The organism is Paraburkholderia sp. SIMBA_053 (assembly GCF_046534895.1).
Taxonomy (GTDB): Bacteria; Pseudomonadota; Gammaproteobacteria; order Burkholderiales; family Burkholderiaceae; genus Paraburkholderia; species Paraburkholderia caledonica.
The window spans coordinates 35,204-49,491 of record NZ_JAWRXU010000004.1 but is presented as its reverse complement, the minus strand read 5'-3'; the positions used below and the strand labels follow the sequence as shown (position 1 = coordinate 49,491).

General features: G+C 62.1%; 14 protein-coding genes. 7 read left to right on the top strand and 7 right to left on the bottom strand.

Features of this window, described 5'->3' with window-relative positions:
- Window positions 1-24: 24 nt before the first annotated feature.
- Window positions 25-651, bottom strand: coding sequence for a LysE family translocator (locus SB753_RS15275; protein WP_131320455.1), 627 nt, complete (start codon window positions 649-651; stop codon window positions 25-27).
- 170 nt (window positions 652-821) lie between these two features.
- On the opposite strand from SB753_RS15275, the gene SB753_RS15270 reads away from it, so the two are divergent.
- The 5 genes from SB753_RS15270 to SB753_RS15250 all read left to right on the top strand — a co-directional run bounded on the left by SB753_RS15270 (window position 822) and on the right by SB753_RS15250 (window position 4,153).
- Window positions 822-1,403 (top strand): IMPACT family protein, encoded by a 582-nt coding sequence (locus tag SB753_RS15270; RefSeq protein ID WP_410800554.1) that lies wholly within the window; start codon window positions 822-824, stop codon window positions 1,401-1,403.
- Window positions 1,404-1,460: 57 nt separating this feature from the next.
- Window positions 1,461-1,697 carry a hypothetical protein gene (locus SB753_RS15265; protein WP_410800552.1) on the top strand — a complete coding sequence of 79 codons (237 nt, stop codon included), beginning with the start codon at window positions 1,461-1,463 and terminating at the stop codon, window positions 1,695-1,697.
- Entirely contained in the window at window positions 1,621-2,160 is a 540-nt protein-coding gene (locus tag SB753_RS15260) for a hypothetical protein (protein ID WP_087752150.1), read from the top strand. The genes SB753_RS15265 and SB753_RS15260 overlap by 77 nt, the downstream gene beginning before the upstream one ends.
- A 218-nt stretch (window positions 2,161-2,378) precedes the next feature.
- Window positions 2,379-2,999 carry a LysE family translocator gene (locus SB753_RS15255; protein WP_088175835.1) on the top strand — a complete coding sequence of 207 codons (621 nt, stop codon included), beginning with the start codon at window positions 2,379-2,381 and terminating at the stop codon, window positions 2,997-2,999.
- A 176-nt stretch (window positions 3,000-3,175) separates the two neighbouring features.
- A complete protein-coding gene (locus tag SB753_RS15250) occupies window positions 3,176-4,153 on the top strand; it encodes a 2-dehydropantoate 2-reductase (RefSeq protein ID WP_020068054.1) in 978 nt (325 codons plus the stop codon).
- A 134-nt stretch (window positions 4,154-4,287) separates the two neighbouring features.
- On the opposite strand, the gene SB753_RS15245 is transcribed toward SB753_RS15250, so the two are convergent.
- The 3 genes from SB753_RS15245 to oxlT all read right to left on the bottom strand — a co-directional run bounded on the left by SB753_RS15245 (window position 4,288) and on the right by oxlT (window position 8,250).
- Complete coding sequence (locus SB753_RS15245; protein ID WP_410801039.1) at window positions 4,288-5,739, bottom strand: aldehyde dehydrogenase family protein; 1,452 nt, start codon at window positions 5,737-5,739, stop codon at window positions 4,288-4,290.
- A 90-nt stretch (window positions 5,740-5,829) separates the two neighbouring features.
- Entirely contained in the window at window positions 5,830-6,870 is a 1,041-nt protein-coding gene (locus SB753_RS15240) for a LysR family transcriptional regulator (protein ID WP_410800550.1), read from the bottom strand.
- A gap of 33 nt (window positions 6,871-6,903) precedes the next feature.
- On the bottom strand, window positions 6,904-8,250 hold the full coding sequence (oxlT, locus tag SB753_RS15235) for an oxalate/formate MFS antiporter (RefSeq protein WP_020068051.1): 1,347 nt from the start codon (window positions 8,248-8,250) through the stop codon (window positions 6,904-6,906).
- 364 nt (window positions 8,251-8,614) lie between these two features.
- On the opposite strand from oxlT, the gene SB753_RS15230 reads away from it, so the two are divergent.
- Both SB753_RS15230 and SB753_RS15225 read left to right on the top strand, forming a co-directional pair.
- Window positions 8,615-9,562, top strand: coding sequence for a LysR family transcriptional regulator (locus SB753_RS15230; RefSeq protein ID WP_027777430.1), 948 nt, complete (start codon window positions 8,615-8,617; stop codon window positions 9,560-9,562).
- A gap of 96 nt (window positions 9,563-9,658) precedes the next feature.
- A complete protein-coding gene (locus SB753_RS15225; RefSeq protein WP_027777429.1) occupies window positions 9,659-9,964 on the top strand; it encodes a hypothetical protein in 306 nt (101 codons plus the stop codon).
- A gap of 104 nt (window positions 9,965-10,068) precedes the next feature.
- Here SB753_RS15225 and SB753_RS15220 read toward each other — a convergent pair whose 3' ends face one another.
- From SB753_RS15220 to SB753_RS15210, 3 genes are all read right to left on the bottom strand, one after another.
- Window positions 10,069-11,103: an NAD(P)(+) transhydrogenase (Re/Si-specific) subunit beta gene (locus tag SB753_RS15220; protein WP_410800549.1), complete on the bottom strand. Its 1,035-nt coding sequence runs from the start codon at window positions 11,101-11,103 to the stop codon at window positions 10,069-10,071.
- Window positions 11,104-11,166: 63 nt separating this feature from the next.
- On the bottom strand, window positions 11,167-11,988 hold the full coding sequence (locus SB753_RS15215; RefSeq protein WP_410801037.1) for a fumarylacetoacetate hydrolase family protein: 822 nt from the start codon (window positions 11,986-11,988) through the stop codon (window positions 11,167-11,169).
- 82 nt (window positions 11,989-12,070) lie between these two features.
- On the bottom strand, window positions 12,071-14,266 hold the full coding sequence (locus SB753_RS15210; protein ID WP_020068046.1) for an acetate--CoA ligase family protein: 2,196 nt from the start codon (window positions 14,264-14,266) through the stop codon (window positions 12,071-12,073).
- Window positions 14,267-14,288 lie beyond the last annotated feature (22 nt).

The window sequence follows — 14,288 nt, the reverse complement described above, 5'->3', positions numbered from 1 at the left end:
AGGGCGGGCGGAATACGCGGGCGCTCAGCGCGTTTGCGTCGCCACGCGCAGTCCAAGCGAAATAAACAGCACACCGATGATCTTGTTCTGCCACCGGCGCAGCCACGTCAGGCGCTTGATAAGCCTGCCGAGCGGGCGAATCGTCAAGACGATCAGCGTGGTGTAAAGCGCGCTCATGCCGACGAAAATCAGGCCCAACGTCGTGAACTGCAAAAACGTGGAGCCATGTTCGGGATGAACGAATTGCGGAAGAAACGCGAGAAAGAAAAGCGCGGTCTTAGGATTCAGCACCTCGGCGGGAATGGCTTGAAAGAACGCTTTCGACGCGGAGACGGGCGCGCTCGCGGGCACATTCGCGTTGGTCTGCTTTTCACGCAATGCGCGAATGCCCAGATAAACCAGATACGCGGCGCCGATCCATTTGACTGCGTTGAACGCGAGTGCCGACGTCATCAGCAAGGCAGAGAGGCCAACCGCCGCGCCCAGCGTGTGAATGAAGTCGCCCACTGCAATGCCAAGGCCGGTGAAGATGCCGGCCTTGCGTCCTCCGTGCACCGTGCGTGTTAAAACCAGCAGCACGGCGGGCCCGGGAATCAGAAAGAGGCCGAATACAACGGCAATGAAAGTGCCTAACGCGGATAGCTCGAGCATGTCGTCTCCAGATTGTTTGCGTCGGTCCGATGCAAGCGGACAGTCCGAACAGTGTACTTGCGACGCACGTAGCGCGCTTGCCGGCGCCGCAAACTGGCTATCATTCGAGTCTCGGGCTTCAACGGGCTCGCAAGTTGTGTCGATTATCGCTATTGACTGGAATTCCCAAGGTGACTTACACGCTGTCCACGCGGCACATCCACGAACTCGAGATTCGCAAGAGCCGGTTCATTGCGTACGCCGTGCCGGTCGAGGATCGCGACGCCGCGATGGACGAATTGCGCCGTCTGCGCGACGAGCATCCCACCGCAACGCACGTGTGTTGGGCGCTGCTGGCAGGCGGTCAGTCCGGCATGTCCGACGACGGCGAGCCGTCCGGTACCGCGGGCCGGCCAATTCTCGAAGTGTTGCGGCATCACGATCTGGACGGCGTGCTGGGCGCGGTAGTCCGCTATTATGGCGGCGTCAAACTCGGCGCGGGCGGCCTCGTGCGTGCATATACGGACGCGATCGCTTCGGCGCTGCTGGACGCGCCGCGAATCGAACGGATCGCACAAGGATCGCTGACCGTCGAAGTCGGTTACGCCGACGAAGCCAAAGTGCGGCGATGGATCGAAGCTCAAGGCTACGCGCTCGCCGACACCGCACATGCAATGCTAGTGAAGATGACCATCCGCTTGCCGGTCAACGCGATCGACGACGCACGGCGCACGCTAGTCGATATGACACAGGGCAAAGCCGGCTTCTTCTAATGGCAACGCCCCGGCGCTTTTTATTTCGAAGATGGCGCGCAGGTGCCCGCTGTTACCATGCTGTTCTTCAACGGCATGTATCACCATTTAAAGGGCCACTCTTCTGATCTCGACCGCCGCTTGTTCCAGCACAGCGCCCAAATCGGCGCGGCATGGTTCGCTTTCGCGTTATCCGGCGCGCCCGGCAACGGGCACGCCGGCGACTTTGGGAAATATCGTGCTCAAGGGCTGCGGCGTGATCGCGCTGCCCCTGATGCTGTCCGCCTGCTCGTGGTCGTGGTTCGGGCTGAATAGCCCGCCCCGCGCGGCGGCACACTCCACGGGCTGGCTGAGCGTCGCGCCCGCCCGCGATTTCGCCTACATGCCGGCTATTGAAGGACGCATGTCGCCGAATCGCATCGAAAACACGGCGATGACCGCCCTCGTGCTGAAAAACGATATCAACCAGGCGGTGCGCGAGAGCGTCGCGAATCGTCTCAAGGTTGCTGGCTTCCATCTCAACGATGGCAGGAAAGTGCTGAGCGGCAACATCGAAAAATTCACTGTCGACGACGTCCGTTCGCCCGCGCTGTGGACACTGAAGATGCGCTACGTGGTGACGGATTCCGCCACGCAAAAGGTCGTGTTCTCGACCACCAAGACCGTCAAACGAAAATCGCCGAAGTTCACCAGCAGTTCCATTGCGATCGAAGACACGGTGAGGCTTAGCGTCGACGCATTGGTGGGCGATAGCGGATTCATCAATGCAGTGAACTGAGAACCGAGGGGCCTGCAGGAGGCTTCCGCCAGAGGCGTCTTCCAACGACACCTGCAAACGCCCGTCAGCGCAGACACGAGCAGAAACGCCACCGGTTTTCGCTACAATCGGAAGCAGCGCAGCGCGTTTTCAGGTTGCGCGTTTGCGTGTTCGCGCGCTCGCGCATTTGCGGGTTTTCACCTGGCCCGCGCCCGCGCGTTCATTCCCTGCGAGGCTCCATGTCCACCACCGCCTGGCTGTTCTTCCTCCCCGCCTGTTTCGCGATCAATCTCGCGCCGGGGCCGAACAATCTGCTCTCGATCAACGTGGCCGCGCGGCATGGCTTCATGACTGCGTTTCTCGGCGGTACCGGGCGGCTGGTCGCGTTTGCGACCATGATTGCGCTCGCCGCCACCGGTCTCGCGGTCGTGCTGCACGCTTCGGAGTGGTTCTTTCTCGCTATCAAACTCGCGGGCGCCGCTTACCTGATCTGGCTCGCCATTCAACTATGGCGCAGCGACGCGCCTGCGGTGGACACTACGCAAGAGCAGCCCGCATCGCTCGCGAGGATCGCACGCCAGGAATTTCTCGTGGCGGCGGGCAATCCCAAGGCGATACTCGTCTTTACCGCGTTTCTACCGCAATTCGTCGACATCGGGAAACCGATGCTTCCGCAATTCGCTGCGCTCGGCATGAGCTTCCTTGTGCTGGAATGCGTGGCTATCGCGCTGTACTCGTGGGCGGGGATGCATCTGGGCAAGTGGCTTGTGCGCGCTCGCGTCAGACGCTGGTTCAATCGCTGCTGCGGCGCATTCCTCGCCGCCATCGGACTCAGTTTCCTGCTCGTCCGCCGTGCCTGACCTTGGTGGAGCGCGAGCAGAAGCGCGCCGTCCATAAGCAATGCCTAATGCTTGCGCCGAGAAAGTTTAACTATCTGTATTGACCGCACGCCCCTATGCTCATTAAGTGACCCGCCGCCGTGCTCGGCGAGAGGCGGCATGGGCAAGCGACTTCTCATAGTCACAGGAGCGGCATCATGAAGATCTGCATCTTCGGAGCGGGAGCGATAGGCGGCTTGATGGGCGTGCAGTTGGCACGCGCCGGCGCCGACGTCAGTTTCATCGCGCGCGGCGCGCATCTCGCGGCAATGCGCGAGCACGGCGCGCGTCTGATTATCGACGGCGAGACGGTCAGCGCGCCGGTTCGCTGCACGTCCGACCCGAGCGAGCTCGGCGTGCAGGACTTCGTGATCATCACGTTGAAGGCGCACTCGTTGCCTGGCGTGGTCGACGCGATGCAGCCGCTGCTCGGCAAACACACTGCCGTCGTGACCGGTGTCAACGGCATTCCGTATTGGTACTTCTATCAACACGGCGGCAAGTTCGCCGGCACGCGGCTCGCGAGCGTCGATCCGGACGGCAGTCAGTGGACGAAGCTCGGCCCCGAACGGGCGATCGGATGTGTGCTCTATCCGGCCGCGGAAATCGTGGAACCGGGCCTCATCAAGCATGTTTACGGCAAGAAGTTTCCAATCGGCGAGCCGAGCGGTGAGCGCACGCCGCGCATCCAGCAGTTGCACGAGATCATGCAGGCAGCGGGTTTCGAGGCGCCGATCCGCGACAACATCCGCGACGAAATCTGGCTGAAGCTGTGGGGCAATCTGTGCTTCAACCCGATCAGCGCGTTGACGCATGCAACACTCGACGTGCTAACGAGCGACCCGGGCACGCGTGCAGTGTCGCGCACCATGATGCTCGAGGCAAAGCGCATTGCCGATCAGTTCGGCGTGCACTTTCGGGTCGACGTCGAAAAGCGCATTGACGGCGCGGGCGCGGTCGGTGCACATAAAACGTCGACGCTCGTGGATCTGGAGAACCGGCGGCCCATGGAAATCGATCCGCTTCTGACCGTGGTGCAGGAAATGGGACGCCTCGTCAACGAGCCGACGCCTACCATCGACGTCGTGCTTGCGCTCGTCAAACTGCGCGAACGCATGGCATTGCAGGGCGCTTGATCCGATAGGGTCTGTCTGCGCTTCTCGCGCTTCTCGCGCTTCTCGCGCTTCTCACCTTCATCGCGGTACGTTGAAAAAGGATCGGACGCCGCAAGGCGTCCGATCCTTTTGATTCGCGCAGCAAAATACAGCTGCTATTGATCGATGGCCAGCCAGACCGCTTTCGGCTCGGTGAAGTTTTCAATCGCCACATCGCCGTGCTCGCGGCCGAAGCCCGAATCGCCGGAACCGCCCCAAGGCAGGCGCACATCGGTATAGCCGTAGGTGTTGATCCAGACGGTCCCTGCTCTCAGGTCGCGTGCCACGCGATGCACGCGGCCAATGTCCGCGCTCCACACACCCGCTGCGAGGCTGTACAACGTGCCGTTGGCGATACGTATAGCGTCCGCTTCGTCGTTGAAACGAATCACGCTCGCCACGGGCCCGAAAATCTCCTCCTGCGAAATGCGCATTTCGTGCTCGACGTTGGCAAACACCGTCGGCTCCACGAAGAAGCCGCGCTCGCCGATGCGGCCGCCGCCTGTCACGAGCGACGCGCCTTCGGAGCGCCCGGCATCGACATAGCCGAGCACGGTCTTCATTTGCGCGGCGGAGATAAGCGGACCCATCGACGTTTCGCGCGACGACGGATCGCCGACCTTGATCGACTTTGCGCGCGCGGCGAGGCGCTCCACCACTTCGTCGTAGACATCGCGATGCGCGAGAATGCGCGAGCCCGCCGAGCACACTTGCCCCGTGTTGAAGAAGATGCCCGACGCCGCGGCACGCACTGCGTTGTCGAGATTCGCATCGGGGAAAATCAGATTGGCCGACTTGCCGCCGAGTTCGAGCGTCACGCGTTTGAAGTTGCCCGCCGCGCCCTGCAGAATGCCGCGCCCCACCGACGGCGATCCGGTGAACGTCACCTTGTCCACGCCTGGATGCGCGACGAGCGCGTCGCCGACCACACGTCCCTTGCCCGTGACGATATTCAGCACTCCCGGCGGCACGCCTGCTTCGAGCGCGAGTTCGCCGATGCGCAACGCGCTGAGCGGCGTGATCTCCGCGGGCTTCACGATCAGCGTGCAACCGCACGCGAGCGCCGGCGCGATTTTCCACATGCCGATCATCAGCGGGAAGTTCCACGGCACGATCGCAGCGACCACGCCGACCGGTTCACGCAACGTATAGGTCAAAGCGTCCGGGCGAACGGGGACCACCTGGCCGTTGATCTTGTCGCACCAGCCTGCGTAGTACTCGAGCGTATCGATCGCGGCCGGAACGTCCTGGCGCATGACGGCGGCAATCGGCTTGCCCGCGTCGAGACTTTCGAGCGCGGCCAGTTCGTCGAGATTGGCGCGCATCAGGCCGGCAAGGCGGGACAGGATGCGGCCGCGCTCTGCTGCCTTGATTCCGTTCCACACCTTCAATGCGGCGCGCGCTGCATGCACTGCCGTGTCGACGTCGGCGGCGCTGCCTTGTGCAACGTGCGCGATCGGCTCCTCGGTAGCCGGATTGATATTGACGGAATATTCGCCCGTGCCCGGCGGCAACCGCTTGCCGTCGATCAACAGGTCATGGCGCCTGAGGCCGGTATCAGTGTCCATCATGAAGCTCCTTGCATTGAAATGTTGCTTGGGCTGATTGCTGCTAGCCGGCCTCGGGGCGAAGGCCGGTTTCGGCAAGTCGATCAAGCGCTACGGCTCGTGAAGCGCCGCGCCGCTGCGCGCGGCCGCAGGCCGGGAAGGGTCGCGAGGTGTCGCGTGCGGGGATGCGGCCGACGTCGTGTGTGCGGTCGGGCTGGAGATTTCGTCCGGACCGTCGTCCGGACTTGCGTTCGTAAAGGGCGCTACGCCATGCGCCGCGAACTCCGCCCATGCGGCCGCGGCATTCGGCCTTAGTGAGCGATTGCGTCGATGCACGAGTAGCGTCGTCAATGCGATTTCAGGAACGAGCGGCCGGCTCACCAGCGACTCGCCGACGGCGGGCCAATGCGCGTCGACGGGCAGAACGCCAACGCCCAACCCGAGTTCCACCATGCGCAACACCGCCGCCACATGTCCGAATTCCTGCACCGGGCGACGCTTCAGTCCGTTCGCGTTAAAGGCCGGATCGAGCGCCGCACGCACACCCGCGTCCGCATTCAATGTGACGAGCGCCCAGTCATGCAGCGCCGCCCACGCGACGCTGGCGTGGCGGGCCAGCGGATGCGTCGACGGCATCACCGCGTGCAGCGGCGTCGTGAACATGACCTGCGCGTGCAACTGGTCGTTGGCGAGCGGCGCGGCCAGCGAGACCACGCCAAAATCCACTTCGCCGTGCTCGACGCTCGCAAGTACGCCGCTTTGGGGCTGATCCTCGACGGTGACCGTCAGTTCTGGATAGGCGGTCGCACAACGCGCGAGCCCCTGCGCGACCCATCCCGACGACAACACCGGATTGCTCGCCACTGCGACGACGCCGCGGTGTCCTTCGTAAGCCGCCCGCTCTTCGCGCAACGTCAGATCGATTTCATCGAGCAGGCGGCCAATCCTTCGTTCGAGACTGGCGCCCGCGTGCGTCAGTTGAACCTGGCGCGTCGTGCGATCGAACAATTTGAGTTCGACCGCATCTTCCAGCTCCCGCACACACCGGCTCACCGCCGACTGTGTCAGATCGAACTCGCGCGCCGCGCGTGTGAAACTCCGTTCACGCGCGACGGCGACAAACACCTTGAGTTGCTGCAACGAAACATTCATGAGGTCATGGCCGGCCGCGAACGGCTCGGCAGCCTATTCGCCGGTTTGCTCGGGCCAGTGGCTCAGCCGCGAGGCTTTGCCGTTACCCGCGACGGCGAGCACGCCCGGCTGGGGCTCGTCCTGCGAGTGGATCCAGCGCGAGCGCATCGGCGCCAGAATGAATTTCGCGGACACGCCGGCGGCAATCGTAATCACAGCCGAAACAGTGAACACGAGGCTCCATCCACCCGTTGCCGACAACACCGACGCGACCGGCACCAGCAGCGAAGCCGTGCCCTTCGCCGTGTAAAGCGTGCCGGCATTCGCCGCCGCGTACTTGCTGCCGAACGTGTCCGCGCAGATTGCCGGGAAGATCGAGAAAATTTCGCCCCAGAAGAGGAAGATCAGCGCGGCAAACGTCATGAACGCATACGGGTTCGTGCCGTACTCCATCATGCCGAGCAACGCGAGCCCTTCGCCGATAAAGATCGCGAACATCGTGTTTTCACGGCCGATCTTGTCGGAAATGAAACCGCACAGCGGACGCGTGAAGCCGTTGCAGATATTGTCGATGGAAAGCGTGGCTGTCAGCAGCGGCAGCGTAACGCCGAAGATCGTCATGGGAATGCGCGCAAGACCCCAGTCTTTTGCGATCGGGCCAATCTGCGCGGTTGCCATCAGGCCGCCGGCAGCCACCGCCACGAACGAAACGTAGATCACCCAGAACACTGGCGTCTTGATCATCTGGCCGGGCGTGAGGTCCACCTTCGACACCGCGAATTTCTTCTTTGCGGGCACATGCTTGCGCAACACAGGCTTCACCAGCAGCATGGCGAGCAGCAGAATCGCGACGCCCTGCAAGATACCGAAGAAGAAGAACGTGTGCTCGTAGCCGGAGCGGGTGATCATGTTCGCAATCGGAATCACCGTCACTGCTGCGCCCGCGCCGAAGCCGGCCGCGGTCAGGCCCGCAGCAAGGCCGCGGCGGTCGGGAAACCATTTCAACGCATTGCCCACGCAGGTGCCGTACACGCCGCCCGCACCAATCCCGGCGATAACCGCGGAGACGTAAAGCATCGGCAAGGTCGTCGCGTACGAATTCATGACCCATGCAATGCCCGCGCACACCGCGCCGCCCGCCACCACTGGCCGTGGACCAAACTTGTCGACGAGCCAGCCTTCCAGTGGAACGAGCCAGGTTTCCGTAAGGATGAAGATCGCGAACGCCATCTGAATCGAGGCCTGGCCCCAGTGATGCCGCGCGTCCATCGGCGCGACAAACAGCGTCCACGCGTACTGCAGGTTCGCCACCAACGCCATGCACACCATGCCGATGACGAGCTGCCACCAACGGTTCGCCCAGAATACGCGGGCCGTGGTCTGTTGAGTGATATCGTCCATGTGCCTTGTCTCCGCAATTATTTAGTGCAGCCGGCCAATGCGCCGTGCTGTATGTGTCCCGCCTTATCGTTATGACCCGAAAAGCCTTGCAATTCGGGAATTTTTAATCTCTGCGTCTTTAAATCGCTTCCTTTTAATTAGCGAATTAATCATCGCCTTTTGGGAAGTTCTTAATTCCGACCAATCCTTTCTGCTGCTTTCCGCCGATCCCCTATCGGTCCCGCCACGCCTGAATCCAAGCGTTAACCCGAGTGTGAGGCCGGCAGCTTCGTTTTTCTTTACAAACTCATGCTAGGGTCATTGCTGAATTACTAATAATTAAAGTTTGTTATTATGTTGATTCACGTTTGCTTATACATCGGCCATGACGATGCGCAATGCCACGCTCCGGCAGTTGAAGGTATTCGAGACCGTGGCGCGCCACCTGAGCTTTTCGCGCGCCGCCGAGGAGTTGCACCTCACGCAACCCGCCGTTTCCACACAGGTTCGTCAGCTTGAAGAGCACGCCGGCTTGCCGCTCTTCGAACAGCTGGGCAAGAAGATTTACCTCACGCCAGCCGGCACCGAAATGCTGCACTACAGCCGCGCGATCATTCAGCAGTTTCACGAAGTCGACGAAGCCATGAGCCAGTTGAAAGGCGTCTCCGGCGGCAAGCTGAATGTGGCGGTCATCAGCGCGGGCGACTACTTTTTTCCGCGACTGCTCGCCGAGTTCACGCGGCGCTATGCGGGCGTCGTGCTGAATCTTGCAGTGCACAATCGCGAGGAGTTGTTGCATCAGCTCGCGACCAACCAGACCGATCTCGCGGTGATGGTGCGCCCGCCGCATGAAATGGACGCCACGAACGAGCCGTTCGCGCCGCACCCGTACGTGATCGTGGCCGCGCCTACGCACCCGCTCGCGCAAAAGCGCAACATCAGGATGAGCCAGTTGGCGAACGAGGCATTTATCGTACGTGAGCGCGGCTCGGACACCTGGAACTCCATGGAGGAGGGCTTCGCCGGTCGCCTCTCCAATCTGAAAATCGCGATGGAGATCAAGAGCACCGAGACGATCAAGCAGGCGGTCATTGCCGGCATGGGCATCGCATTTCTGTCCGCGCATACGATCAGTCTCGAGTTGCAGTTGGGCCACCTGGTCGTGCTCGATGTCGAGAGCTTCCCGGTCATGCTCAACTGGTATGTCGTTCATCGGAAGAACAAGCGTCTGCCGCCCGTTGCCGTGGCGTTCAAGCGCTTCCTGATGGAAGAAGGCGCGAGCCTCATCGAGAAGATCACTCGGGTGAAGGAACTGAGCGTGTATAAGCAATAGCCTATGGAAATCCAATAAAACTTTAACTATTGCAAATCGATCAGTACTTCTATGCTGCAAGCGAGTTCCATCACTTGTCAGCCCAGGAGGCCGATCATGAACCACGCTTCGGTTGCGACTCATGCCAGCGCACGGACAGCCCGCGCTACCGCCGACCATCCCAACGACCCGCATCTGAGCGCTTACAACGCCGCGTTCAGTGATCTGGGTCTGCGCTTTCGCTGGGATCACGCCACGCTCGACATTCTTAGCGAGTTCAACAGCGAAGCAGCTCGCATCACCGCTTTCATCGAGCGCTTTCACGCGCATCTTCACCGCGCTTATGACGCCGATTTCCTCGCTCAACTGATCCTGCAGAAGAAAGCGCAGTACTACAGCGAATTTGCCGCCACTGGCGAATGAGCGGCACGGCGGGAACATGTTCCCGCCGCGTAGAGACTCTGTGGTTCTCGTTCCCTCTGCTGACAGATAGGCCGTCGAGGTCTGTGCTTTCATCGTGGCGGGCTTCATGGCTGTCGGCTTACCGGGAATCGGTTAGGCAGGCGGCGCGCCGCAGATGCGCGAGTGTGCGGTTGCCCGTTGCCGCTGTTATGCCAGCCTCGACGGTGACGGTATGCTGCCGCGCGCACCATGCCGGCGTCCCACGCTTCACGCATATCTTCGGGCTGTGCGTCATGTCGCCAGTCCATCGCGACAGCCATGCTGCGAACGCCGCGCGCGGCATGGGCATGCGCGTGGACGGTCGGACACTCGCAAAACTCCGAATACCCGGAACGCTCGGAACGATCGGAATACCCGCGACTGAGCATCGCATGCACGCCTATTGACGATGCAAGCGCGCTGATTGCGAGCAGCGCGGCGAGTCCGAACGGCTGTACCGCTTCAGTCGCGAACCCGTAGCCGAGCCATCCACATAACAGAAACGCAGCGACGTTGACGATGTCGTGGCCCCGACGCGCCGCCACACGAAGCGGCAACACACCGCGAAATTTGCAGAATGCGATCGCCGATGTGGCGAAGATCAACGCGCCGGCGAACACGGCCGTGCACAGTTCGATCCGCTCGAAGACCGCCTCGATCGACGACGGTAACGACGATGGCGGCGATAAATAACGGACAACGCCGACGACCACGATCGCCAAGCCCATGCCGCTCGCCACCAGCGCGACGAGCGCGGGCTGCCGTGTTAGATTGCGCCGACGCACGAGCTGCGCACCGGCAAGGGCGCCTGCAACTGCCGCGCAAATATCGGCGACGCCAGCACCCAGGCCCGCGGCGAATACGCCGGAAACGGTGGCGGCCAACGCGGCGGCGCGCCAGCAAGGCTGACTTCCGGACGCCACATTCGAGCAGGACCGCGAGCGCGAGTGATGAATCGGCATCCGCGGCAAGGGCCGCAGCATCTCAGGCAGTCCGTGTAACGGCAATTGCCCGAGCGCCGCAAGCACCGAGCCGAGCGCACAAGCCAACAGCCCGGCGAGCGTTGCCGTCAACGGTACGAACATCCCCAGCCACACGGTACTGTCTGACGCTTGCGACACGCGTGCTCCTTCGTGTTCTCGATGCAACTCCGCGCGCTCGTGGCCCGCGGACCGACCCACCGTTCAAACGAGTCCCGCTACGACGCGTGGTTTCGGCGTCTCTGAACCGGCCGCGCGTGCCGCGTTCAGTGTGTTGCGTAACGTGCCGATCCCGTCGATGGAAACCGACACCGTCGCTCCGTCCTTGATCGACCCCACGCCTATCGACGTACCGCATGCGATGACGTCGCCGGGTTCAAGCGTGAGGTCTTGCGAAATGAGGCTCACCTGCTCGGCCGGCGAAAACACCATGTCCGAGAGCGGATAGTTCTGCCGCTCGACGCCGTCGAGCATCGTCACCAGACTCGCGCTTTGCCAATCGAAGCCTGAGACGATCGCCGGGCCAATGCAGCAGAAAGTATCGAAGCCCTTGGCGCGGCACCATTGCGGAAAATGCGGATTCTCGTTGAGCAGATCCGCAGCGGTTACGTCGTTGACGAGCGTGTAGCCGAAGATCGCCTGAGCGGCCTCTTCGACGTCGGCATCCCGGCAACGCCGGCCGATCACGATGCCCAGTTCACCTTCATAGACGATCTTGCCCGCGTAGCTGGCCGGGCGGCGGATCGGCTCATCGGAGCCGATCACCGAGCCCGCCGGTTTCAGCAGAAAGAGCGGGTGCGTCGGCACCGGCTTCTCGAGCTTTGCGGCAAGCGCGTGATAGTTGTTCCACAGCGCGACGATCTTGCCGGGCGCACAAGGTGCGAGCGGCGTCAGTGCGCGCGTGGACAACACCACGCCGGTCGGCACCGGCTGATCGAGACTTTCGTACTCGTGCAGGTAGGCACCTTCGACGCGGCCGAACACTACACCGCCGTCGTTCGACATGAAACGCATCCACGTATCCATATGCCGCTCCTTGAGCGCTTCGGCACGATCTTCGTCGCTCATCGCGACGAAAACCGTGCCGCCTCCCGTTTTACGCGTCAGGTCAGATCAACCCGGCACCGCGCGCCCACTGATACTTCGCACCCAGCACCGCGACAGGAATTTCCGTCGAATACGCGTACGCGGGAACACCATGCGCATACAGGTACTCGGCCGCCTCTTCCACCTGCACGTCGCCCGCGAGCGATGCAACGATCGGTTTCTCGATGCCGCGCGCTTTCATCTCTTCCTTCACCTCGACAACGAGTCGCGCGAACACCATCGGCGGCGTGATGATCGTGTGCCAGTAGCCGAGAATGATGGAGTGAATGCGCGGATCTTCGAGGCCGAGGCGTATCGTGTTCTGATACGTCGACGGCGGCTCACCCCCTGTAATGTCGACTGGGTTTCCGGCCGCGCCGAACGGAGGAATGAACTTGCGGAACGCGGCGTCGAGATCGGCGGGCATGGTCATCAGCGACAGGCGGTTGTCCACGCAAGCATCGGACAACAGCACGCCCGAGCCGCCCGCCCCGGTGATGATCACCACGTTCTCGCCCTTCGGCGTGGGTAGTTTCGGAATGCCGCGCGCAAATTCCAGCAGGTCGCGTAGAGAGCGGGCGCGTATCACGCCGCACTGCTTGAACACGTCTTCATAGATGCGGTCGTTGCCAGCAAGCGCGCCCGTGTGCGAACTCGCAGCGCGCGCACCGAGACTCGTGCGGCCCGCTTTCAACACCACCACTGGCTTCTTCTTCGAGACGCGCGCCGCCGTCTCCGCGAATGCGCGACCGTCTTTCAGGTCTTCGCAATGCTGCGCAATGATGTCGGTGTTTTCGTCCTGTTCGAAGAATGTCAGCAGGTCGTCTTCGTCGATATCGGACTTGTTGCCGAGACCTACGATTGCCGACACGCCCATCTTCGCCGAACGCGAGAAGCCGATGATCGCCATGCCGATACCCCCGGACTGCGAAGACAACGCCGCCTTGCCCTGCACATCGTACGGTGTGCAAAACGTTGCGCACAGATTCTTCGGCGTGTAGTAGAAGCCGTAAATGTTCGGGCCCATCAGGCGAATGTCGTACTCGCGCGCAATCGCAACGATTTCCTGCTGGCCCTCCACGTTGCCCGTTTCCGCAAACCCTGAGGGAATCAGCACCGCGCCGGGAATGCCTTTCTTGCCGACTTCCGTCAGCGCGCCGGCGACAAATTTTGCCGGAATCGCGAATACGGCAACGTCGATATCGCCCGGCACGTCCAGCACGCTTTTATAGGCCTTGCGTCCCATGATCTCGTCGGCCTTGGGATGGATCGGATAGATCTCTCCCTGATAGCCGCCGTTAATCAGATTCTTCATGACCGAGTTGCCGATCTTGCCGTCTTCCGCCGACGCGCCAATGACAGCGACGCGATCCGGCTTCATGATGCGGTTCATCTGCCGCACGATGTCTTCCTGACTCGGCCGGTAGCGCTCGACTGGCGGCTCGAAGTCGAGCACGATCCGTACGTCGGCGGCAATCGCGCCACGCTTGCTCGCGAACACCGGGTTCAGATCCAGCTCCGATATCTCCGGGAAGTCGGATACGAGCCGCGACACGTTTTCAATCAAGCCCGCGAGCGCCTCGCGATCGACCGGCTCGCCGCCGCGCACGCCTTTGAGCATCTCGGCTGCCGCAATGCCGTCGAGCATCGAACGCGCGTCGTCGCGTGTAGCCGGGGCGAGGCGGAACGTAATGTCCTTCAGCACTTCGACGAGTACGCCGCCAAGGCCGAACGCCACCAGCTTGCCGAACGACGGATCGGTGACTGCGCCGACAATCACTTCCTGGCCGCCGCCGATCATCTGCTGCACCTGCACGCCGAGCAGGTTCGCCTGCGCGTTATAGCGCTTTGCGTTCTCCATGATCGTCGCGAAGCCCTGCACGACATCGGCAGCATTCTTCACGCCGACGAGCACGCCGCCCGCCTCCGTCTTGTGGAGAATTTCGGGCGAAACGATCTTCAGCACGACCGGGAAGCCGATCTCGGTCGCAAATTGCGCGGCTTCGGCCGCGGTCGTGGCGAGCGCTTCTTTCGGCACCGAAATGCCGTAGACGTCGCACACGAGCTTGCCTTCCGGCGCGGTGAGCGAGGTGCGGCCTTCCGCTTTGGCGTGATCGAGAATATGCCGCACGACGTCCTTGTTGGCGACCTGCGCGTGGCCGTCGGGCGTGTGGGCGGTGCCGCGTTCTTTCAGTGAGAGCGTGTCTTCGTATGCCATGTCCTGCCGTCTCCAATGCGGG

What these genes read in the sequence shown, in the direction of transcription:
- SB753_RS15245 (WP_410801039.1), bottom strand. Translation starts at nt 5,739, where the DNA reads ATGGACACTGATACCGGCCTCAGGCGCCATGACCTGTTGATCGACGGC.
- SB753_RS15225 (WP_027777429.1), top strand. Translation starts at nt 9,659, where the DNA reads ATGAACCACGCTTCGGTTGCGACTCATGCCAGCGCACGGACAGCCCGC.
- SB753_RS15265 (WP_410800552.1), top strand. Translation starts at nt 1,461, where the DNA reads ATGCTGTTCTTCAACGGCATGTATCACCATTTAAAGGGCCACTCTTCT.
- SB753_RS15215 (WP_410801037.1), bottom strand. Translation starts at nt 11,988, where the DNA reads ATGGATACGTGGATGCGTTTCATGTCGAACGACGGCGGTGTAGTGTTC.
- SB753_RS15240 (WP_410800550.1), bottom strand. Translation starts at nt 6,870, where the DNA reads ATGAATGTTTCGTTGCAGCAACTCAAGGTGTTTGTCGCCGTCGCGCGT.
- oxlT (WP_020068051.1), bottom strand. Translation starts at nt 8,250, where the DNA reads ATGGACGATATCACTCAACAGACCACGGCCCGCGTATTCTGGGCGAAC.
- SB753_RS15275 (WP_131320455.1), bottom strand. Translation starts at nt 651, where the DNA reads ATGCTCGAGCTATCCGCGTTAGGCACTTTCATTGCCGTTGTATTCGGC.
- SB753_RS15210 (WP_020068046.1), bottom strand. Translation starts at nt 14,266, where the DNA reads ATGGCATACGAAGACACGCTCTCACTGAAAGAACGCGGCACCGCCCAC.
- SB753_RS15255 (WP_088175835.1), top strand. Translation starts at nt 2,379, where the DNA reads ATGTCCACCACCGCCTGGCTGTTCTTCCTCCCCGCCTGTTTCGCGATC.
- SB753_RS15250 (WP_020068054.1), top strand. Translation starts at nt 3,176, where the DNA reads ATGAAGATCTGCATCTTCGGAGCGGGAGCGATAGGCGGCTTGATGGGC.
- SB753_RS15230 (WP_027777430.1), top strand. Translation starts at nt 8,615, where the DNA reads ATGACGATGCGCAATGCCACGCTCCGGCAGTTGAAGGTATTCGAGACC.